The organism is Luteimonas sp. MC1750, assembly GCF_016615955.1.
Classification (GTDB): domain Bacteria; phylum Pseudomonadota; class Gammaproteobacteria; order Xanthomonadales; family Xanthomonadaceae; genus Luteimonas.
The window spans coordinates 891,964-916,529 of record NZ_CP067113.1; the positions used below are offsets into that span (position 1 = coordinate 891,964).

Sequence of the window (24,566 nt, forward strand, 5' to 3'; positions counted from 1 at the left end):
CTATCCTGCGCGGATGGCAGCACTGAAGTATCTCGCCGGCTATCCGCTCGAGGTCCAGGCGCGGGTGCAGGAGCTCATCGACCGGGATCGACTAGGCACCCTGCTGGCCGCGAAGTACGGCGACCGCCACGCGGTACGCAACGACAGCCAGCTCTACGGCTACGTCCAGGACCTGAAGGACCGCCACCTGCGCATGTCCGCGCCGCTGGGCAAGGTGCTTTACGACAGCACGCTGCAGGTGGTGAAGCACGCGCTGGGCACGCACACCACCATCTCGCGCGTGCAGGGCGGCAGGCTCAGGGCCAGCCGCGAGATCCGCATCGCCAGCGTGTTCCGCGACGCGCCCGCGGAGTTCCTGAAGATGATCGCGGTGCATGAACTCGCGCACATGAAAGAGGCCGCGCACGACAAGGCGTTCTACCGGCTGTGCGTGCACATGGAGCCGGACTATCACCAGCTGGAGTTCGATACGCGCCTGTACCTGACGCAGCTGGACCTGGTGCGCCGGGCCGGGGGCTGACCCTCCCTCAGCGGCGCGCCGACAGCCGCTGGGCGGCGACAGCCGGCCCAGCCCGCACACGCCGTGGCCGCTGGTGCAGCCATTGCCCAGGCTTGCGCCGAAGCCGACCAGCAGGCCCGCGGCCACGAGCATCAGCGGCGGGAAGCCGTCGCGCGGGGTCGCCATCGCCAGGCCAGCTCGCCGTCGCCGGGCACCATCACGCCGGCAAGGATGCCGCTGACGCCGGCCACGCGCCCGGTGAGCTACAGCAGCAGGCTGGCGGCCAGTCCGATCAGCACGCCACCCGACAGCGCAGAGAGCCAGACCGCGCGCATCAGCCGCCGCCGAACTGGTTGAGCGGCAGCCGCAGGAGGCCGCGGTGGCCGAAGGACGGCGCTGGGGCTTGCGTGGGCTGGAAGGCGAGGTGCGGGAACGGTTGCAGCGCGAGCGGTGCGTTGCCTTGGCGCCGGATGGGGATGCGACGCCACTTCGGTCAAGGTTCGGACAGTCCGGCCAGGCTCCGCTCCAGGAGTCCGACCAGCGCCTCCTGCTCGTCCCGATGCAGGCTGCCCATCGCGGCCTCGATCGCCTCGCGTGCCACCACGCTGCCGCGCTCCATCAGCTCCAGGCCGTGGGCGGTCACGTCATGGGCCTGCACCCGCTTGAGGCATGGATGCGGCCGGCGCGTGACCAGGCCGTCGCGCTCCAGCCGCAGCAGGGTCTGGTGCATGGTCTGTGGGGACACGTCGAGCAGTCGGGCCAGCTCCGCGTTCGATGCGCCGGGGTGTTCGGCCAGCAGCAACAGGGCCAGCCCCTGCGGCCGGGTCAGGGTCAGCCCGGCCTCATGCAGTCGCCGCTCCACCACGACCGTCAGGCCCAGGTGCAGGCGCCGGAGGAGGGTGCCGATCCGGTAGGCGCGTGATTGCCTGAACGCGTGAAGCGCGGATGTCCGGGGATCCTGCATGGTGGCGTGATCCTCACCTGGGAGTTATCAGCAAGCTGATATCTTGCGCGTTTTCCGGTTCGAGTCCCGTGATGGCCTTCCTGTCCCGACCGCTGGCGCTGTGCGGCGCACTGGCCCTGGCCCTGGCGTTGTCCGGCTGTGGGGAAGATGCCCCGCCAGAGGCCGTGCCCAGCCTGACCGTGAGCCTGGCTTCGCCGCAGCTGCGCGAGGTCACCCGCGAGGTGGTTGCGTCCGGCGCCGTGGCGGCATGGGAAGAGGTGTCGGTGGGCGTGGAGCTTTCCGGACTGCGCGTGGCCAGCGTCGCGGTCGAGGTCGGCAGCGTCGTGGCCGCGGGTGATGTGCTGCTGCGCATCGACGACCGCACGCTCGCCTCGCAGCTGGCGCAGTCCGACGCGCAGGTGCGCGAGGCGCAGACCAATCTCGAGACCGCGCGCCGCAAGGCCGCACGCATCCGCGAACTGGCCGATTCGCAGATGGTGGCGCTGCAGGACGCGGAAGAGGCCGAGGCCGCGCGTGCAAACGCCCAGGCGCGCCTCAATACCGCGATTGCCAGCCGCGACGCCGCCCGCGTGCAGCGCGACTTCACCGTGGTGCGCGCGCCGGTCGGGGGGGTGGTTTCGGCGCGCAGCGTCCAGCCGGGGCAGGTGGTGGGCGGCGGCAGCGAACTGCTGCGCCTGATCCGCGATGGCCGCCTGGAGTGGCGCGCGGAGCTGGCCGAAGCCGACCTGCTGCGGGTCGACACCGGCACCCCGGTCCGCGTGGAGTCGCCGGGCGGCAGCGTGGTCGAAGGCGGGGTCCGTACGGTGTCGCCGGCGCTCGACGCGCAAAGCCGCACCGGCACCGTGTACGTCGATCTCCCGGATCCCGGCGCGCTGCGTGCCGGCATGTTCGCGCAGGGCCGCCTTGCCCTCGGTCGGGCGCAGGCCCTGCTGGTCCCGGGCGATGCCATCGTGCGCCGTGACGGCCGCGCCTTCGTGTTCACCGTCGGCGAGGATGGGCGCGCGCACGAGCGGTCCGTCGAGCTCGGCGGGCCGCACGGCGAACTCGTCGAGGTTCGCGACGGACTGGGACAAGGCGATCGCGTGGTGGCGCGTGGCGCCGGCTTCCTGGGAGACGGTGACCTCGTGCGCGTGGTCGACAGCGCGGAGGCGGCCCGGCCCGCGGACGCGAAGGCCGGCCCGAAGCCTGCGACCGGGACCGTCGCCAAATGAATTTCTCCGCCTTTTCGATCCACCGGCCCTTGCCGGCGATCCTGGTCTTCATCCTGCTGACCGCCGCGGGCCTGCTGGCCTTCAACCGGCTCGCCGTTTCCCAGTTCCCGGACCTCACCGTGCCGGTGGTCAACGTGACAGTGCTGCTTCCGGGCGCGAGCCCCAGCACGCTGGAAACCCAGGTCACGCGCAAGGTCGAGGACGCCACCGCCAGCATCCCGAACCTGCGCAACACCGCCTCGATCGTCAACGAGGGTGTGTCGACCACCATCCTCACCTTCGAGATCGAGAAGGACGGCACCCTGGCCAAGGACGAGGTGCGCGATGCCATCGACCGCGTGCGCATCGACCTGCCGGCGGATGTGGAGCCGCCGATCGTCTCGCTGGTCAACGTGACCGGCGGCGACATGCTGACCTATGCCGTGACCGCCGACGGCTGGAGCGACGAAGAGCTCAGCTGGTTCATCGACGACACCGTGTCCAAGCGCCTGTTCGCCGTGCCCGGCGTGGGCACGGTGCGGCGCATCGGCGGCGTGGACCGCGAGATCCGCGTCGCCCTGCGGCCCGAGGCCGTGCAGGGCTTCGGCGTGAGTCCGGCGCTGATCAGCCAGCAGCTCGCGCGCATCCAGCAGGAGCAGCCGGGTGGCCGCACCACGGTCGGCGGCAGCGAGCAGGCCGTGCGCACGCTGGGCACCGTCGAGACCGCCGCCGACCTCGCCAACTTCCCGATCTCGATGCCCGACGGCCGCAGCGTGCGCCTGTCGACGCTGGCCACCGTGAGCGACGGCAACGCCACCGTCAGCCAGCGCACCACGCTCGATGGCCGCCCGGTGATCGGCTTCGCCGTGCAGCGCACCACCGGCACCAGCGAGGTCGATGTCGGCAACGCCGTGCGCGACAGCGTGGCGAAGCTGCAGCAGGAGCAACGGCGCGTGCGCGTGGTGGAAGTTGCCTCCACCACGCAGGTGGCCGAGGACTCGTTCGAGTCCTCGATGCACATGCTCTACGAGGGCGCCGCACTCGCCGTGCTGGTGGTCTTCCTGTTCCTGCGCGACTTCCGCGCCACCTTCATCAGCGCCATCGCGTTGCCGCTGTCGATCATCCCGACCTTCGCGGTGATGCATTGGCTTGGCTTCAGCCTCAACATGATCACCCTGCTGGCGCTGGCCGTGGTGGTGGGCATCCTGGTGGACGATGCGATCGTCGAGGTCGAGAACATCGACCGCCACCTGCGCATGGGCAAGGCGCCGAAACAGGCCGCGCTGGAAGCCGCCGACGAAATCGGCCTGGCGGTGATCGCCACCTCGTGCACCCTGGCCGCGGTGTTCATCCCCGTGGCCTTCATGCCCGGCATCCCCGGCAAGTTCTTCCGCGAGTTCGGCTGGACCGCCGCAGCCGCGGTGATGTTCTCGCTGCTGGTCGCGCGCCTGATCACGCCGATGATGGCGGCCTACATGCTCAAGCCCATGCCCGAGCACAAGGGCGACTCGAAGCTGATGCAGTGGTACCTGGGCTTCGTCGACAACTCGCTGAAACACCGCAACCGCACGCTGCTGATCGCGCTGGCGATCTTCATCGGCTCGCTGGCGCTGCTGCCGCTGCTGAAGGTGACCTTCATCCCGCCCACCGACGGCATCCAGAGCAACGTGCTGATCGAGCTGCCGCCGGGCACCGCGCTGGCCACCACCGAAGAGGTGGCCGAGACCGCGCGCCAGCGCATCGCCGACATCCCCGAGATCGAGCACGTGTTCGTGACCGCCGGCAGCAACTCCGGCGCCAATGGACCCGCCGGCGACCTCACCAGCGCCGAGCTGCGCAAGGCGACCCTCACCATCCGCTGGAGCGACGACCGCGACCTGACGCAATACGAGCTGGAAAGCGTGGTGCGCGAGCGCCTCGCCGATCTTCCCGGCGTGCGCCTGAGCTTCCAGGGCGGCGAACCCGGCCGCGCGCTGCAGCTGGTGCTGGCCGGCGACGACCCGGTGAAGCTGGCCACCGCCGCGCGCGACGTGGAGCGCGAGATCCGCCAGCTGCCCGGGCTCGGCACCGTCGGCTCGTCGGCCTCGCTGGTGCGCCCGGAAGTGATCGTGCGCCCGGACCCCGCGCGCGCCGCGGACCTGGGCGTGTCGACCGCCGACATCGCCGCCGCCACCCGCGTGGCCACCCGCGGCGACTACGAACAGTTCCTCGCCAAGCTCAACCTGCCCGAGCGCCAGGTGCCGATCCGCGTGCAGCTGGACGAACGCGCGCTGTCGGATCCCTCACTGCTCGGCCAGCTGCGCGTGCCCACCGCCACCGGCGGCAGCGTGCCGCTGTCGTCCGTGGCCGAGATCACCACCGCCAGCGGCCCCTCGCAGATCGACCGCTTCGACCGCCGCCGCAACGTGACCATCACCGTCGACCTCAACGGCATGGCCATGGGCGAGGTGGAAGGCCAGATCAACGCGCTGCCATCGATCAACAACCTGCCCCCCGGCGTCGAGCGCCAAGCCGCTGGCGACAGCGAGATCTTCGCCGAGATGTTCGGCGGCTTCGCCATGGCCATGGTGGCCGGCATCTTCTGCGTCTACGGCGTGCTGCTGCTGCTGTTCAACCACGCCAGCCAACCGATCACCATCCTGGTGGCCGTGCCGCTGGCGGCGGGCGGCGCGTTCGGCGCGCTGCTCATCACCGGGCTGGATATCTCGCTGTCGGTGCTGATCGGCCTGATCCTCTTGATCGGCATCGCGGTGAAGAACTCGATCCTGCTGGTGGATTACGCCGTCATGGCGGAAGAGAAGGGCATGAGCCGGCACGAGGCGTTGATGGATGCGTGCCACAAGCGCGCGCGCCCGGTGATCATGACCACGATGGCGATGGGCGCGGGCATGATGCCGATCGCGCTCGGGCTGACGGCGGATGCGAGCTTCAGGATGCCGATGGCGGTGGCGGTGATCGGCGGGCTGATCACGTCGACGGTGCTGAGCCTGGTGGTGGTGCCGGCGGCGTTTACGCTGGTGGATGATGTGGAGGAGTGGGTGGTGGGGAAGTTGCGGCGGGGTAAGCGCGGTGCCGGGGCGACGGCTTAGGAGGTCGGCTGCTGCCATCGTCATCCCGGGTACGCATTGCTCCGGAGGAGGCGACTTAAGCGGCTGTCCCTAAACCCTGTCCATGGTTTTTGGCCCCGTGGCCCGTTAACAGCGGCGGGTCCGTGGCACGCTCCTTGCTTGTTCCGTGTCGAGAACTCCCTCGAACGCAGAGCACGGCAATGGGCAATTTCATGGAAGAACTGATTCGCGGGCTATCGGCGGACGCGGCAACTGACATTTTCATCTGGTTGACGTTGGCGGTGTTCGCCTTCGCGGTGTTTCAGGCCTCGAAAGGCCGGCATTCACGGTTCCTAGCTCAAGCCCCCAGCGTGATGACCTCGTTGGGCATCCTCGGCACGTTCTTTGGCATCGTGATCGGGTTGCTGGACTTCAACGTGAAGGACATCGACGGCAGCATTGGCCCACTGCTCGAAGGAATGAAGACCGCCTTCCTCACCAGTTTGGTAGGCATGCTGCTTGCGATCGTCTTCAAGGCGCTGGACGCTTTCAAGTTTGCGCCTGCACGCGACCTCTCGAATGCGCCTGACGAGGTCTCGCCGACTCACATCCTGGCCGCTCTGGATAAGCAAGGCGAATGCCTCGCGACGATCGCCCAGTCACTTTCGGCATCGGAGGAAGGCTCGGTCGTTGGTCAGCTGAAGATGGTCCGTGCGGACTTTTCAGATCAGGCCACCCGGCTGCGTACGGAGCGGGCCGAGTTCCAGGGAAAGCTCTTCACCCAGATGGAAAGCTTCGCCACCTTGCTGTCGAAGTCGGCCACCGAAGTGGTGATCGAAGCGCTACGGCAGGTCATTGTCGACTTCAATACCAATCTGACCGAACAGTTCGGCGAAAACTTCAAGGCGCTGGACGAATCCGTAAAAAAGCTCGTCGTGTGGCAGCAACAATACGCCGTACAGGTCGAAGCGATGGGCGAGCAGTTCGCAAAGGGCGTTGAAGCCCTTGAGACCACCGGCGGCGCCATCACGCTGATTAAGGATGAATGCAAACACATCCCCGAGGCGATGGACGAGCTTCGCGAGGTGCTGGATGTCAACCAGCACCAGATCCAGGAACTGCAGCGGCACTTGGAGGCATTCGTCGCAATGCGAAATGAAGCAGTTGCGGCGGTGCCGGAGATCCAGGGGCAGATCGAGAACATGGTGTCCTCGTTGGGCTCGGCAGCCAACGATATGTCAACTGCCCTCACCGACCGTTCCGAGCAGTTCGCTACGCACGTCGAGCGCAGCACAGTGTCCATGCGGGAGATGGCCATGACTGTCGCGAACGAGACGGAGTCCTTGAGCAAGGAACTTACACAGACAGTTGAAGAACTGGCCGTCGCCGCCCGTGAGATGGTCCGCAGCCTTGAAAGCGCAGGCAAAGAAGTCCACGAGCAAATCAGCGCATGTACTGAAGAGATGGCCGAAGCTGTGCGTCGTGATACCACGCGCATGCTCGGTGGAGTAGAGCAACAGATCAGCGCAGCAGTCGACAAAACGGGCGAATCGGTCAATGCCCAGCTTCAGGCGCTGGACAATGCAGTCGGCAAGGAACTGGAGCGTGTGATGAACCGGTTCGGTACTTCGGTTGCGCAGATCTCCGATGGCTTCAGTCAGGATTATCTCAAGCTGATCCGGCGGCTGTCCGACCTGTCGAAGGATGTGGCATGAGTGCTTCGGTCGCAAAGATCCTCGGAACCACAAGTTCAGCAGACGGGGATTCGGATCACTGGCTGAGTGTTGCCGATCTGATGTCCGGTCTAATGATCGTCTTTCTGTTCGTCGCTGTATCCATGATGCATTTCGTTCGCCTTGAACGCGACAGCATCAAAGAGATCGCCATGGCATACCGGGATACGCAGGTTAGCCTCTACCAGGACTTGTCATCGGAGTTCGCTGACGATCTGCAAAGGTGGGGTGCCGAGATCGATGATCAGACCCTCGAGGTCCGGTTCCTGAATCCAGAAATGCTCTTTGAATCTGGGCGCGCGAACATCAACCAGCCGTTTCGTCAGGTGCTAGCTGATTTTGTTCCCCGGTATCTCGAAGTGATCCTTCGCTATCGAGATCGCATTGAGGAGGTGCGGATCGAGGGCCATACCAGCAGTGACTGGGCGAAAGGAGTGTCTGTCGACAACGCCTACTTCAACAACATGGCGCTTTCGCAAGCTCGCACTAATGAAGTTTTGCGCTATGCGTATGACCTTGCCACCCCGGGGGAAGACCGCGATTGGGTCCGCCAGTCTGTCGCGGCGGTAGGATTCTCCTCCGCGCGGCCGGTCCTCTCCGAGGATGGAGTCGAAGACGTATATCGGTCACGACGTGTTGCCTTTCGGGTGGTAACCGACAGCGAGACTCAGATCAAGCGCATCATTAACGACCGTCCCGGAAGCTGACCCATGCGGCTGAATGTTGATTTCAGTGCGCTCGAGACCGTCGCGAGCAAGTTTCAATCCCGGCGGACGTTTCAGCTGAACCTCGACAACCAACCCCCTCTCGAGCGAATCGATATCGATCTCGTGAAGGGTATCGAGATCCAGTTGGAGGATCTGGACAGCGAGGACGGATTGCTGTCATACAAAGGGCGTCACGTCATCCTGTACATTCGCGACCACGGTGGAAAGCTGGACGAAGCGATCCTGGATCCCACGCGCGGGAAGAGGTTTCATGTCGCGGACTGCGAAACCCTCGAGTCGATGCGTACGCAGGGGCGCTTTGAGCGCTACGTGGTCACACAATCTACCAGCGGCGATTTCGAGATTTCAGGCAGGAGTTACGCAACGGGACGGACCACTACTGGTGTGGCGAGGCTGAAGGTTTGCAAGAACTGCTTGGCTAAGCTCAACTTCAACTCGTACCTGCTAGCGTCGCGCACGGAGAAGAGCGGGAAGTGGCTTTCGTTCAGTCTGCTAGAGTTCTTCGAAACATACAGCACGCGTTTTAGGCAACTCCCACGCGGCTTGGCCAGCAGTGAGGAAGCATCGACCTACAGCAAGGACTGGCAAGAGACTTCGCGGCGTCTGAGGGAGGCAAGCAATTACCGTTGTGAGGATTGTCAGATCGTCCTCCGCGAGCACATGGATCTCTTGCATGTCCACCACGTCAATGGCGTCAAGAACGACGATCGGCCCCCGAACCTCAGTGTTCTCTGCAAAGACTGCCATCGGAAGCAGCCCTTACACGGGCATATCTTCGTGTCGCGGCGGGAGATGGGGATTATCTCGCGCTTACGTGCTGCGCAAGGCATTCAGCCCAGGACGTGGGATGAGGCGATTCGGATGGCAGACCTCGCAGTTCGCCCGACGCTGGAACTCGCCCGACACCAACGATGGGATGTGCCCGAGTTCGCCTTGAATATCCCGGGGCGGAGGGGTGGCTCTTTCCATGTTGAAGCGGCATGGGCGAGATCAAAGCGGGCGATCGTCTCGGTGGAGGGGGCAGAGGTGCCCGCCGAATGGCGCGCGGATACTGCAGGCGCTCTTCTTTCTGAACTTGGCGCGTCGCTCTGAAGTTCCTCTCTTCTTGGAATCTCCCTCTGCTTGTCGGGGTTCTACCCCGGCCGAGGCCGGGGGGCATGATGCGGTGTCCAAGGTCGAGAAGGACAAGCTCGATGCGCTGGCGCTGTTCAAGTCCGACATGGGCGCGTTCAATCGGTTGTACGCATTCCTGTCGCAGATGATCGACTACGGCAACACGGCGATCGAGAAGCGCTTCCTGTTCTACAAACGCCTGCTGCCGCTGCTGGAGTTCGGGCGCGAGCGCGACACCGTGGACCTGTCGAAGGTGGTGCTGACGCATCACACGCTGCGCGACCGCGGGAAGCAGGCCCTGGACCTTGCGGCAGGGGAAGCCTACAAGCTGCAGCCGATGGATGAGGTCGGCAGCGGTCACGTGCAGGAAAAGCAGCAGGCCTACCTCGCCGAGATCATCGAGAAGGTCAACGGCCTCTTCGAGGGCGGCCTGAGTGACGGCGACCAGCTGGTCTACGTCAACGGTGTGATCAAGGGGAAGCTGCTGGAGAACGAGACCCTGCTGCAGCAGGCGGCGGACAACAGCAAGGAGCAGTTCGCCAACTCGCCGGACCTGAAGACGGCGCTGCTCAACGCCGTCATGGATGCGCTGGACGCCCATACGACGATGAGCAGCCAGGCGCTGGCGTCGGAAAAGGTAAGGGACGGCCTGAAGGATATTCTGCTTGGACCCGGCCAGTTGTATGAGGCGCTGCGTTCCGGGCGGGGCGCTGCTGGCAGCCGCGCAGCAGGCAGGCCAGCGCCGCGGCATTCCATGTGAAACGTGGCCAGGCGGGCTGCTGCCTGATCCAGCGGGAAGGGGTCATGACGTGGCGTGCATGAGCTGAGTATCGGGTCTATTTGGCTCGAATGATGAGCCGAATATGCCCCGTATTCGGCTCACCTGGACCTAATCCAGCCTGGTGCCAGAGTTGCTCCCCGATGTCGTCCAGGAGCCCGTCGAGCCAGCCCCGACAGCGAGATCCTTCGCGAACCCTTTGCCCAGCTGGCGGAGGGTGATCTGGGGCGTTTCGGGATCGGCGGCGACTAGCTGCTCGGCCATGGAGACCAGCTTGAGAGAGACAGGGTCATGCGTCTGGAGAAACCAGAGGTTGCTTTCAGCCGGCGTACTGCCCGATGGTCATCCTCGGCGATCCCCGCGGCTGGCCTCACCCACGACTCTGCGCGAACTCCGGAAAGGTCTCCTTGATCGGATCCTCATCCGGCAGGACATAGAACACCCCGCCGCGCTCGAAGGTCGGTCGGACGACCTGCTCATAGAACTCGGGCGAGACGTTGATGCAGCCGTGGGTGACGCGGTTGTCATCCGGCGTCGGCGACGCCAGCCGTTCGGCGCGCTTCTCGGCCGGGACGCCGGTCGCGGTCGGATGGATCGAGACCGCGGACTCGTAGTCCACCCACAGCACGCGGCCGGCGTCGATCGACGGGCCGTAGCCGCCGACGAAGCGGCCGGCGGGAGTCGTGCGATCGCGGCCGGGAATCTCGCGCAGCGCGAGGCCGGCGATGCCGGGGGCCGTGTGGTCGCCGACCGCCGAGCCGAACAGCCCGGGTGCGGCTCCGCGAAGGCGGCCGTCGCCGCCGAATACCAGGATCTGCGCGGCGGCCTTGTCGATCACGGCGAACGGATAGCCCTGGCTGTCCTTGGACGCGACCACCCAGCCCGCGAGGTCGATCACCGTGCTCGACACGTCCTGTCCCGGTGGAAGCTGGTCAGCGGCGGCGACCGCCGGATCTGCGGCAACGGCATCCTGGGCCAGTGTCACGCCAGTGAAGCCTGCGGATGCCAGTGCCAGGGCCAGGACGACCTGGGCGGTCCGGATCGGAAGGGGGTGAGGGTTACGGATGGGATCGGCCCTGGAAACGGAAACAGTCAATACAACAGCACCGGTGGCCAGCAGGGGCCACGGGCAGGGACAGGCCGCTGGGCGCGACCTGTCCCGGCGCGCACTCAGCCGCGCGGCACGCGGCGCGGCGAGGCTTCCAGCTGCTGGACGCGACCTTCGATCTGGTCCAGACGCTGATTGGCCCGCTGCGCGCCCTGGTTGGCGGATTCGGCGCTCTGGGCCGCACCCTGCACCTGCGTATCGAGGCGGTCGAGGCGCGAGTTGATGCCTGCGAACTCGTCGTCATAGGTTGCGCATGCGGAGAGGCCGACGGCGGCAACCATCGCCACGCCGAGGGTCCGCGCCATCACACAATGTTTCCTGGTCGGGAACATGGCAATCCTCCTTACGTTTGGGGGGTCGAATATAGCCCCGTTTATTCCGGCACCCGGTGACGCCTTCAGCTGGCATTCGCTTACGTGGACGCAGCGTGAAGGCGCGGGTGCGTGCCTACCGGGACGGAGCTTCGCGGCTGAGCACCCGCTGCATCACGATGCCCGCGACCATCGCGGGCACGAACCAGAGGGCCTCGATTGAAGCCACGCCCAGGCCCGCCAGCGCAGGGCCCGGGCAGTAACCGGCCAGTCCCCAGCCGATCCCGAACAGCGCGGCCCCGGCCAGCAACCGCGCATCCACCTGACGCAGCTGCGACAGGCGGAAGTCGTCCGCGAACAGGGGGCGCCCGCGCCGCAGCACCGGTCGGAACAGCAGCAGGGTCGTCGCCACCGCGCCACCGAGCACGAACGCGAGGGTGGGGTCGAAGGCGCCGGTGACATCGAGAAAGCCGAGGATGCGCCGCGCATCGGTCATGCCCGACATCGCGAGCCCCACACCGAACAGCGCACCGGATGCGAACGCCGCAGCGACGAATCGCTTCATGCCCAGCCTCCCGCGTGGCGCACCACCCATGTGGTCGCCACCGCCGTGGCCATGAAGGTGAGCACCGCCACCAGCGAGCGCAGCGACAGCCGGCCCAGCCCGCACACTCCGTGCCCGCTGGTGCAGCCGTTGCCGAGGCTGGTGCCGAAGCCCACCAGCAGGCCCGCAGCCACCAGCAGCAGTGGCGGGAATCCTTCGCGCGGGGTCGCGATGCCCGGCAACAGCGCAATCGACGCGCCGCCCGCCAGGACCAGACCGGCGAGGAAGGCGACTCGCCACGCCACCTCCCCGTGCCGCGGGAACACCACGCCTGCGAGGATGCCGCTGACGCCGGCAACACGGCCGTTGAGCCACAGCAGCAGCGTGGCGGCCAGTCCGATCAGCACGCCGCCTGCGAGCGCCATCAGCCAGGTCGTACTCATATGTCCTTGCCGATGCGGTTCAGCGGCAGCCGCAGGTAGCGCACGCCATCAGCGTCTGGTGGCGGCAGGTCGCCCCCGCGGATGTTGACCTGCAGCGAGGGCAGGATGAGCTTCGGCGCCGCCAGTCCCGCGTCGCGCTCGTTGCGCATGCGGACGAAGGCCGCCTCACCGACGTCGCCGGCCAGGTGCACGTTGCGCTCGCGCTGGGCCGCGATGGAGGTTTCCGCGCGCGCGTCGCGGCCGTCCGGCGGATAGTCGTGGCAGAGGAACACGCGGGTGTCGTCCGGCAGTTCGAACAGGCGGCGGATCGAGCGGTACAGCGTGGCCGCATCACCGCCAGGGAAGTCGGCGCGCGCGGTGCCGGTGTCGGGCGCGAACACGGTGTCGCCGACGAAGGCGGCATCGCCGATGACGTAGGTCAGGCTGTCGTCGGTATGGCCCGGGGTGGCGATGACGCGAGCCGGGAGCTCGCCGATGGAGAAGGTGTCGCCATCGGCGAACAACCGGTCGAACTGGCGGCCGTCCACTGCGAACGCGTCTTCCAGGCCGAACACCGCCTTGAAGCGTGCCTGCACGCCGGTGATGCCCCGGCCGATGGCAACGCGGGCGCCGGTCTCGGCACGGAGCCCGGCGGCGGCGGAGAGGTGGTCGGCATGCGCATGGGTCTCGAGGATCCACTCCACGTCCAGCTGGTGCGCGCGCACGAACTCGAGCAGCCGCTGCGCCGAGTCGAGCGACGTGCGAGCGGTGGCCGCGTCGTAATCCAGCACCGGGTCGACGATTGCTGCGCGGCCTCCGTCGCGGTCGTAGGCCACGTGCGAAAACGTGGACGTGGCTTGGTCGTAGAAGCTTTCCACCTGCGGATCCATCGTGGGCTTCCCATGTTGTTTAGCAAGCGCTAAAGTAGGGGCGCTTCCCCGGCCCTGTCAAGCGAGTCGCCCGCCCATGCCCACGTCCACTTCCGACCCGCCTGGTCCAGACACGCTGGCGGCCGACATGGCCGCCCACGCCGGCAAGGCGGCCGCCCTGCTGAAGGCGCTGGCCCATCCCGCCCGCCTGCTGGTGCTGTGCCAGCTGGTGGAGCGCGAGCGCACCGTGGGCGAACTGCAGCCGGCTACGGGACTTGGCGCTTCGGCGCTGTCGCAGCACCTGGCCGTGCTGCGGGACATGGCGCTGGTGCACACCCGGCGCGAAGCGCAGTGCATCCACTACTCGCTGGCCGATGGACCGGCGGTGGGTGTGCTGGAGGCGCTGCATGCCGCCTTCTGTGCCGGGGAGGTGCATGCCCGATGAGCACCGGATTCCCTGCCATGACCTCACGACGCACCATGTCGCTGATCGCCTTGGCCGCCGCGCTCTCCGCCTGCGGCACGCCCGGCGATGCGCCGCGCGCCCCCACCCACCAGGAGATGACCATGCAATCGCCCGTGCTCGATCGCTTCAAGAGCCCCGTCGCCGGATTCCGCTCCGGCGGCCGCATCGCAGCGGCCGAGGTTCCCACGCTGCGTGCCGCCGGCATCCGCCATGTCATCAATCTCGCGCCGGCTTCCGAAACGCCAGGCTTTGACGAGGCGGCCGCGGTGCGGGGGGCAGGGATGCGCTACGACGCGCTGCCCATCGCCGGTGCCGGAGATCTCGACCGGGAGGCGGTGCTGGCCTTCGACGAGCTGCTGCAGGCCGCCGACGGACCCGCGCTGGTGCACTGCGGCAGCGGCAACCGCGTGGGTGCGCTGGTGGCGCTGCGCGCGGCCTGGCTGCAGGGCGCGGACGATGCGTCCGCGGTGGAGGAGGGCCGCCGCTGGGGCCTCGGCGGCCTGGAAGGTGAGGTCCGCCAGCGCATCGCGCGCGAGCGCTGCCTCGCCGATGCGGGTGATGCCGACGGCGGCCCGCGCTGTAACGCTGCGGGCTGAGCCGGCCTGGTGAAGCGAGGTCCGGCACGACACTTGCATGGGGATGCCGGTTGATCCGTTTTCCGAGTAGCCGCATGCCACACACCGCACAGTCCACCGTCATCACCGGACCCTGGGGGACCCGGCCCCATCCGCCGGTCATCCGCACGCCCGAACGCCGCCGGTCCGTGCCAGCGAACGACTCCGCGCGGCTGTGCGAAGGCCTGGCGCCCGCCCAGCTCGTCACGCTGGAAGCGCTGCAGATCTTTGGCTGGCGCCTGGCGTTCGTGCGCCGGCCGCTGTTCCAGGCGCCGATCCCGGTGGTGTTCGACCAGGCGGGCACGCGCCACGTGGTGATCAACGAGGACGGCACGCTGGACGAACACCCCACGCTGAAATTGCGCGACTGATCGCGCGGTCGCTGCGGCGGGGCGGCCGGCCCAAGGGCATGCGCTCGACACGCCATCCCGGCGTACCCACGCGCACGTTCGGCCGCGGCACCGCGAAGCGCCCGCTCAGTCGAACAGCACCACCTGCCGGATCGCTTCGCCCGAGGCCAGGCGGTCGAAGCCTGCGTTGATGTCGTCGAGGGCCAGGGTATGCGTGAGCAGGCGCTCCACCGGCAGCCTGCCGGCGCGGTGCAGGGCGATGTAGCGGGGAACGTCGCGTCGCGGGACGGCCGAGCCCATGTACGAGCCCTTGACCGTGCGCTCCTCGGCCACCAGGCCCACGGCCGGCACGCTGAACATGCGGTCGGGAGCAGGCAGGCCGACGGTGACGGTGCAGCCGCCGCGACGGGTGGCGGCGTAGGCGGCGGCGAGCACGCGTTCGTCGCCGGCGGTTTCGACGGCGTGGTCGACGCCGCCGCCCGTGGCCTCGCGCACCTGCGCGGCAACGTCGCCCGTGCGTGCGTCGATGCAGTGGCTGGCACCCAGTTCGCGCGCCAATGCCAGCTTGTCCGGCACCACGTCCACCGCGACCAGCGGCCAGGCCGAGCAGGCAACTGCGCCCAGCAGGGCCGAGAGGCCCACGCCGCCGAGGCCGAACACGGCGACCGACTCGCCCGGGCGCACGCCGGCGGTGTTCACCACCGCCCCCACGCCGGTCATGACCGCACAGCCGAACAGGGCGGCGATGGACGGCGGCAGGTCGGGATCGATGCGCACCGCCGAGTGCCCGGAGACGACCGCGTATTCGGCGAACCCCGAGACGCCGAGGTGGTGGTGCAGCGGTGCGTCGTCGGCATCGCGCAGGCGCGCGCCGCCGTCGAGCAGCGTCCCGGCGGCGTTGGCGGCCGCGCCGGCCTCGCACAGCACCGGGCGGCCGCAGGCGCATGGATCGCAGTGGCCGCACATCGGCACGAACGAGAACACCACCTGGTCGCCGAGGCGCAGGCCGGAGACGCCTTCGCCGAGTTCGACCACTTCGCCCGTGGCCTCGTGCCCGAGCAGCATCGGCAACGGCCGTGGCCGCGAACCGTCGATCACCGACAGGTCCGAGTGGCACAGGCCCGCCGCGCGCACGCGCACGCGCACCTCGCCGCGGCCCGGTGGCTGCAGCTGCACGGTTTCGATCGCAAGCGGCCGCGAGGCGGCATACGGCGCCGTTGCGCCCGTCCGGCGCAGCACCGCGGCGCGCATCGTGGTCACGTGGCCGCCTCCATCAGCAACGGCGTGAGTGCGGTGCGGATGGCGTCGGGGATCGGCGTGCTGCGGCGGCTCTCGCGGTCGACGAACACATGCACGAACCAGCCTTCCGCCGCCAGCGCGTCCTCGCCGGAGCGGAACAGGCCGATGCCGTAGCGCACGCTGCTGTTGCCGAGCTTCTCCACGCGCAGGCCGGCATCGACGCTGCCAGGGAAGGCGATCTCACGCAGGAAGCGGCAGTGCGATTCGGCGCACAGGCCGATCGCGGTGCCGCGGTGGATGTCCAGGCCCCCTTCGGTGATCAGGAAGGTGTTGATCACCGTGTCGAAGTAGCTGTAGTACTCGACGTTGTTGACGTGGCCGTAGACGTCGTTGTCCTTCCAGCGCGTGGGAATGGACAGGAAGTGCCGGTAGTCGGCGCGCGTGCTCATCCGTGGTCCTCCGCGGCGCCAGGCGCCGACGCGGCCGTCCGCGGTTCGCGCCCCACCAGCAGCCACCAGCAGGCCACCGCGGCGGCGAGCGCGATCCAGGGGTCGAACAGCGACAGGGCCACGCCGCCCAGCACCGCGCTGCCGCGCTCGGCATTGGTGCGCGCGATGCCCATGCCGATGTAGGCGCAGGCGAAGCCGGTGGTCACCAGGGTGATGGCGAGTGCCACGCCCAGCAGCGGCTGCAGCCCGGTCAGCAGTGGGAGCAGGAAATAGATCACCGGCAGGCCCATCATGTAATAGGAGATCAGGCCGCTGTGCAGGTCGCGCATGGCCTTGGGCCCCTGCCGCCAGCGCGACACCACGACCACGTGCACGCCTGCCCACAACGCGCCCTGGGTGGGAAAGAGCGGCGCGAAGAGGCCCGAGGCGGCATTGCGCACGGCTAGGACCAGGTGCGAGCGGCGTGCATCGATGCGGATGGGATCGTCGGGGCGCGCGGGCTGCGCGTCGCGGATCACGGCCTCGCCGGTGACCCAGTCGCCGAAGGTGATGACATAGGTCAGCAGCACCAGTGGCAGCGCGTCCACGTACATCGACAGCGGCGGCCAGCCGATCGAGAAGGGGGACATCTTCGCCAGTGCGTCGCCCACCGGTGGCAGCAGCCAGCCCCACTGCACGTCGTAGACCACTTCGCCCACCAGTGGACCGACGATGGCGGCCGCCAGGAAGCCCGGCAGCAGGCCCAGCGCGACCAGGTGGCGCAGCCACGGCATGCGGCCCTGCATCCGCTGCAGCGGCGCGGAGAACACCACCACCAGGCAGATCGCGCAGGCCAGCAGGATCGACACCGGCTGCTGCTCAAGGAAGCGCGGCGCATCGGTCACGAACACCTGGCGGAACGCCGCAAGCGCGGAGCCGATCAGGATGGTGGCGCGCAGCGTCGGCGGCAGCCACGCCATCAGGCGTGGTCCGGCGCGGGTGATACCGAGCACGAATACCAGCAGCGCGAACGACAGCGACAGGGCGGTCATCGCCTGGAAGCGCAGTTCCGGCGTCTCATAACGTGCCAGCACGAAGGCCAGCACCAGCGGCAGCGCCGGCGTGATCCAGCCCGGCGCATAGGGATCGCCGAACACCCACAGCGAGATCACGATCAGGGTGCTGACCAGCAGCGAGGTGGCGATGCCTTCCTCGAACGACATGCCGAAATAGCCCATCAGGATCGGCACCAGGGCCAGGCCGGTCGCGGTCGCGACCAGCAGCCCTTGGGCGACTTCCGGCCAGTGCGGACGTGTGTGCAGGAAGGGCAGGCGGAAGGTGAACGGCCCCCAGCGCCAGCCGGTGCTTTCCACCACCGGTGGCTGGGGCGCGCCGGTCACGACGGCCGCCCGTCTTCGGCTTCCTGCAGTGCGCGCCACTGCACCTTCCCGGTCGCGCTGCGCGGCAGCGCCGTGCGGAACTCCACCTCGTGCGGCACCTTGTAGGCGGCCATGTGGCCGCGTGCCCACTCGATGATGTCGTCGGGGGTCACCTGGTGGTCTTCGCGCAGCACGATCACGGCCTTGGCGCTTTCGCCCCGGTGCTGGTCACGCATGCCGATCACGCAGGCCTCCTGCACCGCCGGGTGCCCGTAGAGCAGGGTTTCGACCTCCGCCGGCCAGATCTTGTAGCCGGACGCGTTGATCATGCGCTTGAGCCGGTCGACCATGAAGAAGTAGCCCTCCCCGTCCACGTAGGCCAGGTCGCCGGTGCGCAGGAAGCGCTTGCCGTCGATCTCGACGAAGGTCTGCGGGTCGTTGGCGGGGCGGCCGTGGTAGCCCAGCATCACCTGCGGGCCGTGGCTGACGATTTCGCCCACCTCGCCCGCGGGCAGTTCCTCGAACGTCAGCGGATCGACCACGCGCGAATCCACGTCGAAGATCGGCAGGCCAAGGCACTGCGCCTTGGGCCGGTGCACGGGATTGAGGTGGGTCGGCGCCATGGTTTCCGATAGCCCATAGCCTTCCACGTAGTCGATGCCCCAGAGCTGGCGGATGCGCTCGGCCACCGCCTTGGGCATGGCTGCACCGCCGCCGGTGAGGATGCGCATCGAGGACAGGTCGAAGGCGGACAGGTCCTGGTGCAGGAAATCCATCAGCATGGTCGGGATCGCGGTCCACGAGCCGCAGCGGTAGCGCTCGATCAGCCTCGCCGCGCAGGCCTTGTCCCAGCGCGTCATCACCACGATGGTGTTGCCGCGCCAGACCGGCGTGGTCACGCCGTTCTGCAGGCCGGTGACATGGAACATGGGCAGGCAGGCCAGCACCACCGTGTCCTTGGGCGCGAAGCACCACTCCGGGCCCGCCACCGTGGTGTGCATCACCGTGCGGTGCGCGTGCAGGCAGCCCTTGGGATGGCCGGTGGTGCCCGAGGTGTAGGGCATCACGGCGAGGTCGTCGGGCCTGGCCAGGTGCGGCGAGGGCGTCAGTTGCTCGTCCAGTGCGTCCTGCCAGGCGACTGCGCCATCGAAGTGCTCGCGCGCGAAGGTGACGACCTCGGGCAGGGGCAGGTCGGTGTCGGCGTCGATGTAGTCGGAGTAGGTCGCGACCACGACGTGGTCGAGCAGTTCGCCGCGCAGCGGCAGCAGCTCGGGGGTGAGTTCCTGCGCCACCAGCGCGGTGCGCGCGCCGCTGTCGCGGACGATGTGTCGCACTTCCTCGAGCCGATTCATGCTGTTGACCGGCACCACCACCGCGTCGGCGCGCAGGATGGCGTGGAAGGCGATGACGAACTGCGGGCAGTTCTGCATGAACAGCGCGACGCGGTCGCCGCGCGCCACGCCGCAGCGCTGCTGCAGGTAGCCCGCGAGCGCGTTGACCTGCGCATCGAGCGTGGCGTAGTCCAGCGGCTGGCCGTAGTAGATGGTCGCCGGCCGTTGCGGATAGCGCCGTGCGCTGACGGCGAGGTTGTCGTACAGCGAGGTCTGCGGCAGCTCGAGGTGGTGGGGCAGGCCGGGCGGCCAGTGCGGGGAACGTTGCATGGTCGGCTCCTGTGGATGTGCCAGGCGGTGCCTCAGTCGGCGAGGTGTGGCAGGACCAGCAGCTTGCCCACGGCCTCGCGGGCGAGCAGGGCATCCAGTGCGGCCGGTGCCTTCGACAGTGGATAGCGCTGCGAGACCAGCGGCTGCAGGGTGCCGTCGCGCAGCCACTCGAGCAGCTGGCGGGTGTTGGCGGCGCTGGCCGCCGGCTCCCGGCGCACGAAGTCGCCCCAGAACACGCCCACGAGCGCCGTGCCCTTGAGCAGCAGCAGGTTGGCGGGCACCTTCGGGATGTCGCCGGCGGCGAAGCCGACCACGAGGTGGCGCCCGCCCCAGGCCAGGGTCCGCAATGCGGTTTCGGTCAGCGCGCCGCCCACCGGGTCGTAGACGATGTCGACGCCGCCCTTGCCGGCATGCGTGCGTACCTGGTCGCGGAAGTCCTCCACGCCGGAATCGACCGTGGCGTCGGCGCCACGCGAGCGTGCGGCCTCGCGCTTATCCGCGCTGGAGGCCGCGGCGATCACGCGCAGGCCCATGTGCTTGCCCAGTTCCACCGCGGCCAGCCCCACGCCGCCACCGGCGCCCAGCACGAGCAGCGTCTCGCCCGCCTTGGCCTGGGCGCGGTCCTTGAGTGCATGCCAGGAGGTGCCGTAGGTCAGCAGGAAGCTGGCGGCCACGGCGAGGGCCTCGTCGCCGGTGTCGGCGGGCAGCACCACGACGTGGCCGGCCTCGGCCACCACCTCTTCGGCAAAGGCGCCATGCGTTGCGGTGCCGACCACCTTGTCGCCGGTGCGCAGGGTGTCCACGCCTTCGCCCACCGCGCTGACCACGCCGGAAAATTCCAGGCCCGGCGCGAACGGCAGCTCCGGCCGGTACTGGTACTTCCCGGCCACCATCAGCGCATCCGGGAAGTTCACCGCGGCCGCGTGCACGCGCACGCGCACCTGCCCGGGCCCCGGTTCGGGCAAAGGCAGTTCGCCGATGCGCAGTGTGTCGGGTGTGCCCCATGCCTCGCAGACGACCGCTCTCATCCTGCTGCTTCCTCCCGGTTCTAGAAACGCCCCTCGGCGGCCTCGTACACGCGGTTCCGCAATGCGACCAGCCGGGGGCCGAAGTCCTGCACCAGCTTCTCGCGCGTCATCACCGACACGCGGCCACTGATGTTGAAAGCGAAATGGCGGCTGCCGTCGGCCGAGGCCATCGGCACGCCGACCGCGAACACGTCCGGGTTCCAGTCGCCCAGCGAAAACACGAAGCCGTAGGTCTCGTAGTCCTTGCGCGCGCGCTCGATGCCGGCGCGGATCTTCGGCCAGGCCTCCGGCGTGCTGGTGCGCTCGAGTTCGGCCAGGCGCTGTTCGAACACTTCGCGCGGACGTGCGGCCAGGTCGGCGCGGCCCAGCGCGGTGGTGCCGTGCGGCACGCGCGAGCCTTTCTCCAGCCGCAGGTTGAACATCGCATCGCCCTGGCAGACGTCCAGCAGCAGCATGCGCAGGCCCTCGGGCACGGCCAGCATCACTGCCGCCTGGGTGTAGTCGGCCAGTTCCTGCATCAGCGGCTGGGCGATGTCGATCACGTCGTGGCCGGCCATGTAGGCGTGGCCCAGCCCGAGCACGGCAGGCCCGAGCGCGTACTTCTCCAGCGCTGGCGCGTATTCGAGGTACCCCAGCGCGGCCAGCGTCTGCGTGAGCCGCGACACCGTGGCCTTGGGCAGCTGCGTGCGCCGGGCGATGTCCTGGTTGCCGAGGAAGCGGCCATCGCCGCGGCCACGGCCGTGTTCGAAGCAGCGCAGGATCGAGAACGCGCGCACCACCGAGTTCACCAGTGGGGTGCCGCCGTCGGCTTCGGCCAGTGATCGCGGATCGCGCCTGGGATTGCCCATGTCAGCCGGCCTCCGCACGGTATTTGCGCAGTTCGAGACGGGCGATCGACTCGTGGTGCACCTCGTCGGGGCCATCGGCCAGGCGCAGGGTGCGGGTATGCGCCCACGCCTTGGCCAGGAAGCTGTCCTGGCTCACGCCGGCGGCGCCGTGGGCCTGCACGGCCCAGTCGATCACCTGTTCGACGGCCTGCGGCGCGATCACCTTGATCATCGCGATCTCGGCGCGCGCGGCCTTGTTGCCCACGGTATCCATCATGCGGGCCGCCTTCAGCACCATCAGCCGCGCCTGGTCGAGCAGGCAGCGCGAGCGCGCGATGCGTTCGCGCCAGACCGAATACTCGACGACCGCCCGCCCGAACGCGTGGCGCGCGGCCAGCCGCCGGCACATCGCCTCGAGCGCACGCTCGCCCAGTCCGATCGCGCGCATGCAGTGGTGGATGCGCCCCGGACCGAGGCGGCCCTGGGCGATCTCGAAGCCGCGGCCCTCGCCCAGGATGAGGTTCGATGCCGGCACGCGCACGTTCACCAGCGCGACCTGCATGTGGCCGTGCGGTGCGTCGTCGTAGCCGTACACGTCCATCGCGCGCTCGACGGTGATGCCCGGCGTATCCGCGGGGACGAGGATCATCGAGTGGCGGCGGTGGCGGTCCGCGTCCGGGCTGGAGATGCCCATGACGATGTACACCGCGCAGCGCGGGTCTCCGGCACCGGAGGCGTACCATTTGCGCCCGTCGATGACGTACTCGTCGCCATCGCGGCGGATCGCGCATTCGAGGTTGGTGGCGTCCGACGAAGCCACGTCCGGCTCGGTCATCAGGAAGGCCGAGCGGATGCGGCCGTCCAGCAGCGGGTCGAGCCAGCGCGCCTGCTGCTCCTCGCTGCCAAAGCGGGCCAGCACCTCCATGTTGCCGGTGTCGGGCGCGGCGCAGTTGAACACTTCCGGCGTCCAGTAGACCCGGCCCATCAGCTCGCACAGCGGCGCGTAGTCGAGATTGGACAGGCCCTCCGGCGCGCGCGGCGAGTCGGGCAGGAACAGGTTCCACAGGCCCTCGGCGCGGGCCTCGGCCTGCAGCTGCGCCACCACGGCGCTGGGCTGCCAGGGGTCGCCGGCGGCGCGGGCATCCGCTGCCTCTTCGGCATGCGCCGCTTCGTTCGGCCAGACGCGGCGCTGCAGGAAGTCCTGCAGGCTGCGCTCGAGTTCGCGTGCTCGGGACGAGGGGGTGAGGTCCATCAGTTTCGCCTTATGGAACTTGATTCCATTATGGGGGTTGATCCTATTCGGGGATGCGGCGGGCCGCAAGTCGCGTGTTTTCGCCAGTGAAACTGCTGCATCGCAGCACATGTACCGGTTGCGTAGCCGGAACTGCCAGCCTAGAGTAGTTCCGAAGTACAGAAGTCAGTTCCACTATACGGAATCACAGACCGATGCAGCCAGTCGCCTTGCCGCCCTCGCTTCATGTGCTCGTCCGCCGGGAGGACGTCGACCCGGCGCGCCTGGCGGGGCGGGTGGTGGTGGTGATCGACGTGCTGTTCGCGACCTCGACGATCGTGCATGCGCTGGGTGCGGGCGCCACGGCCGTCTATCCGGCGCGCGATGACGACGACGCGCGCGCCGCCGCGGCCTGCCGCCCCGGCGTGGTGGTGGCGGGGGAATACATGGCGCGGACCCTGCCGGGGCATGCCCCGGCCACGCCGCTGGCGCTGGCGCCGCACCTGGCTGCTGGCGGCGAGCTGGTCTACCTGACCACCAACGGAACCCGCGCCATCGCTGCCTGCACGGGTGCGGCGGCGGTCTACGCGGGTGCGCTGGGCAACGCCGGCGCGCTGGCGCGGCACGTCGTTGCGCGCCACTCCGGGCAGCCGGTGCTGCTGCTGTGCGCGGGCTCGCTCGGGCGCTTCAGCCTCGAGGACTTCGTCGGTGCCGGCCACCTGGTGCGTGCGCTGCGCGCCGCCGGCGTCTACGCGCCGAGCGACGCGGCGCTGGCGGCGGAGTTCGCCAGCCTGGGCATGAATCCCGGCGAGGCGCTGTCCACGTCGCGGGTCGGACGCATGCTGTCGGGCGCGGGCCTGGACGCGGAAATCGCGCACGCCGCGGCCTGCGACACCTGCGACGTGGTGCCGGTGCTGCGCGATGGCGTGCTGGTGAGGGCAGCGGCATGAGCGCTGCCTTCCCGGCGGTGCAGGCCAATGCCGCGCGCCTGCAGGCCTGGCTGCGCGCACACCTCGAGGGGTTCGACGGCGAGTTGCACGTCGAGCGCCTCGCCGGCGGCCGCTCCAACCCCGGCTGGCGCCTGCGGACCGCCGCGCGCGATTGCGTGCTGCGCGCGCGCCCCGGCCCGCGGGAGAAGCTCCTGCCCTCGGCGCATGCGATCGAGCGCGAATTCCGCGTGCAGCAGGCCTTGGCCGGGAGCGCCGTGCCGGTCGCGGCCATGCACGCCCTGTGCGAGGACGAGTCGATCGTCGGCGCCGGCTTCTACATCATGGATTTCGTCGACGGCGAAATCTTCCGCGACCCGGCGCTGCCGGAGTTGCCGCCCGAAGGCCGCACGCGCCGCTACGACGCGATGCTGGCGGCCATTGCCGACTTGCACCAGCTGGATGTCGACGCGCTGGGCCTGCGCGACTACGGCCGGCCCGGCCGGTATTTCGCGCGCCAGATCGACCGCTGGACGCGCCAGTACGTCGCCAGTCGCGATGGCGACATTGCCGCGATGGAGAAGCTGGTCGCCTGGCTGCCCGGCGCCGTGCCGCGCGAGGACGATGAGCCGGTGGCGCTGGTCCACGGCGATTTCCGCATCGACAACCTGATCTTCGCCCAAGGCCAGCCACGGCTGCGCGCGGTGCTGGACTGGGAGCTGTCCACGCTCGGCCATCCGCTGGCCGACTTCGGCTACCACGTGATGACCTGGCACATCGCGCCCGGCTTCCTGCCCGGCCTGGGCGGGCTCGACCTCGACGCGCTCGGCATTCCCGACGAGCAGGCGTATGTGCGCGAGTACGAGCGCCGCACCGGGCTGCGCGCGGGCGAGCACTGGGACTTCTGCCTGGCCTACAACCTGTTCCGCCTCGCCGCGATCCTGCAGGGCGTCGGCGCGCGTGCGCGCGCCGGCATGGCCACCGATCCGCAGGCGGCGCGCTTCGGTGCGCAGGTGCCGATGCTGGCCGGGCTCGGCTGGCGCTTCGCGCAGCGCGCAGGAGCCGCGGCATGAGTCCCGCGGCCCGCCACGTCCTTTCCCCACACGCCACG

Annotated in this window: 25 protein-coding genes and 1 pseudogene; 12 read left to right on the forward strand and 14 right to left on the reverse strand. The window is 68.7% G+C overall.

Annotation, left to right across the window (positions count from 1 at the left end; translation table 11 throughout):
* Positions 1–13: 13 nt before the first annotated feature.
* Positions 14–520 carry a YgjP-like metallopeptidase domain-containing protein gene (locus JGR68_RS04215; RefSeq protein ID WP_199361013.1) on the forward strand — a complete coding sequence of 169 codons (507 nt, stop codon included), beginning with the start codon at positions 14–16 and terminating at the stop codon, positions 518–520.
* Between the two features lie 36 nt (positions 521–556).
* On the opposite strand, the pseudogene JGR68_RS14000 reads toward JGR68_RS04215, so the two are convergent.
* A pseudogene (locus tag JGR68_RS14000) lies at positions 557–834 on the reverse strand (YeeE/YedE thiosulfate transporter family protein); the annotation flags it as partial.
* Positions 835–992: 158 nt separating this feature from the next.
* Entirely contained in the window at positions 993–1,463 is a 471-nt protein-coding gene (locus JGR68_RS04220) for a MarR family transcriptional regulator (protein WP_199361015.1), read from the reverse strand.
* A 71-nt stretch (positions 1,464–1,534) separates the two neighbouring features.
* On the opposite strand from JGR68_RS04220, the gene JGR68_RS04225 reads away from it, so the two are divergent.
* The 6 genes from JGR68_RS04225 (at position 1,535) to JGR68_RS04250 (ending at position 10,034) form a co-directional block, all read left to right on the forward strand.
* Positions 1,535–2,674 (forward strand): efflux RND transporter periplasmic adaptor subunit, encoded by a 1,140-nt coding sequence (locus JGR68_RS04225; protein ID WP_199361017.1) that lies wholly within the window; start codon positions 1,535–1,537, stop codon positions 2,672–2,674.
* Positions 2,671–5,742: an efflux RND transporter permease subunit gene (locus JGR68_RS04230; RefSeq protein WP_199361020.1), complete on the forward strand. Its 3,072-nt coding sequence runs from the start codon at positions 2,671–2,673 to the stop codon at positions 5,740–5,742. Before JGR68_RS04225 ends, JGR68_RS04230 begins: the two co-directional genes overlap by 4 nt.
* Before the next feature lie 179 nt (positions 5,743–5,921).
* Entirely contained in the window at positions 5,922–7,415 is a 1,494-nt protein-coding gene (locus JGR68_RS04235; protein WP_199361023.1) for a MotA/TolQ/ExbB proton channel family protein, read from the forward strand.
* Positions 7,412–8,140 (forward strand): OmpA family protein, encoded by a 729-nt coding sequence (locus JGR68_RS04240; RefSeq protein WP_199361025.1) that lies wholly within the window; start codon positions 7,412–7,414, stop codon positions 8,138–8,140. The genes JGR68_RS04235 and JGR68_RS04240 overlap by 4 nt, the downstream gene beginning before the upstream one ends.
* A gap of 3 nt (positions 8,141–8,143) precedes the next feature.
* Entirely contained in the window at positions 8,144–9,253 is a 1,110-nt protein-coding gene (locus tag JGR68_RS04245) for an HNH endonuclease signature motif containing protein (RefSeq protein WP_199361027.1), read from the forward strand.
* A 13-nt stretch (positions 9,254–9,266) separates the two neighbouring features.
* On the forward strand, positions 9,267–10,034 hold the full coding sequence (locus JGR68_RS04250; RefSeq protein ID WP_234446587.1) for a hypothetical protein: 768 nt from the start codon (positions 9,267–9,269) through the stop codon (positions 10,032–10,034).
* 388 nt (positions 10,035–10,422) lie between these two features.
* Here JGR68_RS04250 and JGR68_RS04255 read toward each other — a convergent pair whose 3' ends face one another.
* The 5 genes from JGR68_RS04255 to JGR68_RS04275 all read right to left on the reverse strand — a co-directional run bounded on the left by JGR68_RS04255 (position 10,423) and on the right by JGR68_RS04275 (position 13,327).
* Positions 10,423–11,073 (reverse strand): L,D-transpeptidase, encoded by a 651-nt coding sequence (locus JGR68_RS04255; RefSeq protein WP_199361644.1) that lies wholly within the window; start codon positions 11,071–11,073, stop codon positions 10,423–10,425.
* A 149-nt stretch (positions 11,074–11,222) separates the two neighbouring features.
* A complete protein-coding gene (locus tag JGR68_RS04260; protein ID WP_199361029.1) occupies positions 11,223–11,492 on the reverse strand; it encodes a hypothetical protein in 270 nt (89 codons plus the stop codon).
* A gap of 115 nt (positions 11,493–11,607) precedes the next feature.
* Positions 11,608–12,036: a DUF6691 family protein gene (locus JGR68_RS04265; protein ID WP_199361031.1), complete on the reverse strand. Its 429-nt coding sequence runs from the start codon at positions 12,034–12,036 to the stop codon at positions 11,608–11,610.
* Positions 12,033–12,458, reverse strand: coding sequence for a YeeE/YedE thiosulfate transporter family protein (locus JGR68_RS04270; protein ID WP_199361033.1), 426 nt, complete (start codon positions 12,456–12,458; stop codon positions 12,033–12,035). Before JGR68_RS04270 ends, JGR68_RS04265 begins: the two co-directional genes overlap by 4 nt.
* On the reverse strand, positions 12,455–13,327 hold the full coding sequence (locus tag JGR68_RS04275; RefSeq protein WP_199361036.1) for an MBL fold metallo-hydrolase: 873 nt from the start codon (positions 13,325–13,327) through the stop codon (positions 12,455–12,457). The genes JGR68_RS04270 and JGR68_RS04275 overlap by 4 nt, the downstream gene beginning before the upstream one ends.
* Before the next feature lie 127 nt (positions 13,328–13,454).
* Between JGR68_RS04275 and JGR68_RS04280 the strand changes: the two genes are divergently transcribed.
* The 3 genes from JGR68_RS04280 to JGR68_RS04290 all read left to right on the forward strand — a co-directional run bounded on the left by JGR68_RS04280 (position 13,455) and on the right by JGR68_RS04290 (position 14,757).
* On the forward strand, positions 13,455–13,751 hold the full coding sequence (locus JGR68_RS04280; RefSeq protein ID WP_234446589.1) for a metalloregulator ArsR/SmtB family transcription factor: 297 nt from the start codon (positions 13,455–13,457) through the stop codon (positions 13,749–13,751).
* On the forward strand, positions 13,748–14,368 hold the full coding sequence (locus JGR68_RS04285) for a sulfur transferase domain-containing protein (RefSeq protein ID WP_234446590.1): 621 nt from the start codon (positions 13,748–13,750) through the stop codon (positions 14,366–14,368). The genes JGR68_RS04280 and JGR68_RS04285 overlap by 4 nt, the downstream gene beginning before the upstream one ends.
* Before the next feature lie 74 nt (positions 14,369–14,442).
* On the forward strand, positions 14,443–14,757 hold the full coding sequence (locus JGR68_RS04290) for a hypothetical protein (RefSeq protein WP_234446591.1): 315 nt from the start codon (positions 14,443–14,445) through the stop codon (positions 14,755–14,757).
* Positions 14,758–14,862: 105 nt separating this feature from the next.
* Here JGR68_RS04290 and JGR68_RS04295 read toward each other — a convergent pair whose 3' ends face one another.
* From JGR68_RS04295 to JGR68_RS04325, 7 genes are read right to left on the reverse strand one after another with little or no spacing between them, the layout of a single operon-like run.
* Positions 14,863–15,987 carry a zinc-dependent alcohol dehydrogenase family protein gene (locus tag JGR68_RS04295; RefSeq protein WP_234446624.1) on the reverse strand — a complete coding sequence of 375 codons (1,125 nt, stop codon included), beginning with the start codon at positions 15,985–15,987 and terminating at the stop codon, positions 14,863–14,865.
* Between the two features lie 5 nt (positions 15,988–15,992).
* A complete protein-coding gene (locus tag JGR68_RS04300) occupies positions 15,993–16,424 on the reverse strand; it encodes a thioesterase family protein (protein ID WP_199361042.1) in 432 nt (143 codons plus the stop codon).
* The gene (locus tag JGR68_RS04305; RefSeq protein ID WP_199361045.1) at positions 16,421–17,803 is read right to left on the reverse strand and encodes a hypothetical protein; all 1,383 of its coding nucleotides are present in this window, start codon (positions 17,801–17,803) and stop codon (positions 16,421–16,423) included. Before JGR68_RS04305 ends, JGR68_RS04300 begins: the two co-directional genes overlap by 4 nt.
* Positions 17,800–19,443 (reverse strand): long-chain-fatty-acid--CoA ligase, encoded by a 1,644-nt coding sequence (locus tag JGR68_RS04310; RefSeq protein WP_199361047.1) that lies wholly within the window; start codon positions 19,441–19,443, stop codon positions 17,800–17,802. The genes JGR68_RS04305 and JGR68_RS04310 overlap by 4 nt, the downstream gene beginning before the upstream one ends.
* Positions 19,444–19,475: 32 nt before the next feature.
* Positions 19,476–20,471: an NADPH:quinone oxidoreductase family protein gene (locus tag JGR68_RS04315; protein ID WP_199361049.1), complete on the reverse strand. Its 996-nt coding sequence runs from the start codon at positions 20,469–20,471 to the stop codon at positions 19,476–19,478.
* A 20-nt stretch (positions 20,472–20,491) separates the two neighbouring features.
* Entirely contained in the window at positions 20,492–21,319 is an 828-nt protein-coding gene (locus tag JGR68_RS04320) for an IclR family transcriptional regulator (RefSeq protein WP_199361051.1), read from the reverse strand.
* Between the two features lies 1 nt (position 21,320).
* The gene (locus JGR68_RS04325) at positions 21,321–22,550 is read right to left on the reverse strand and encodes an acyl-CoA dehydrogenase family protein (RefSeq protein ID WP_199361054.1); all 1,230 of its coding nucleotides are present in this window, start codon (positions 22,548–22,550) and stop codon (positions 21,321–21,323) included.
* Between the two features lie 194 nt (positions 22,551–22,744).
* Here JGR68_RS04325 and JGR68_RS04330 point away from each other — a divergent pair, with 194 nt between their 5' ends.
* Both JGR68_RS04330 and JGR68_RS04335 read left to right on the forward strand, forming a co-directional pair.
* On the forward strand, positions 22,745–23,479 hold the full coding sequence (locus JGR68_RS04330) for a 2-phosphosulfolactate phosphatase (protein ID WP_199361056.1): 735 nt from the start codon (positions 22,745–22,747) through the stop codon (positions 23,477–23,479).
* A complete protein-coding gene (locus JGR68_RS04335) occupies positions 23,476–24,528 on the forward strand; it encodes a phosphotransferase family protein (RefSeq protein ID WP_199361058.1) in 1,053 nt (350 codons plus the stop codon). The genes JGR68_RS04330 and JGR68_RS04335 overlap by 4 nt, the downstream gene beginning before the upstream one ends.
* Positions 24,529–24,566 lie beyond the last annotated feature (38 nt).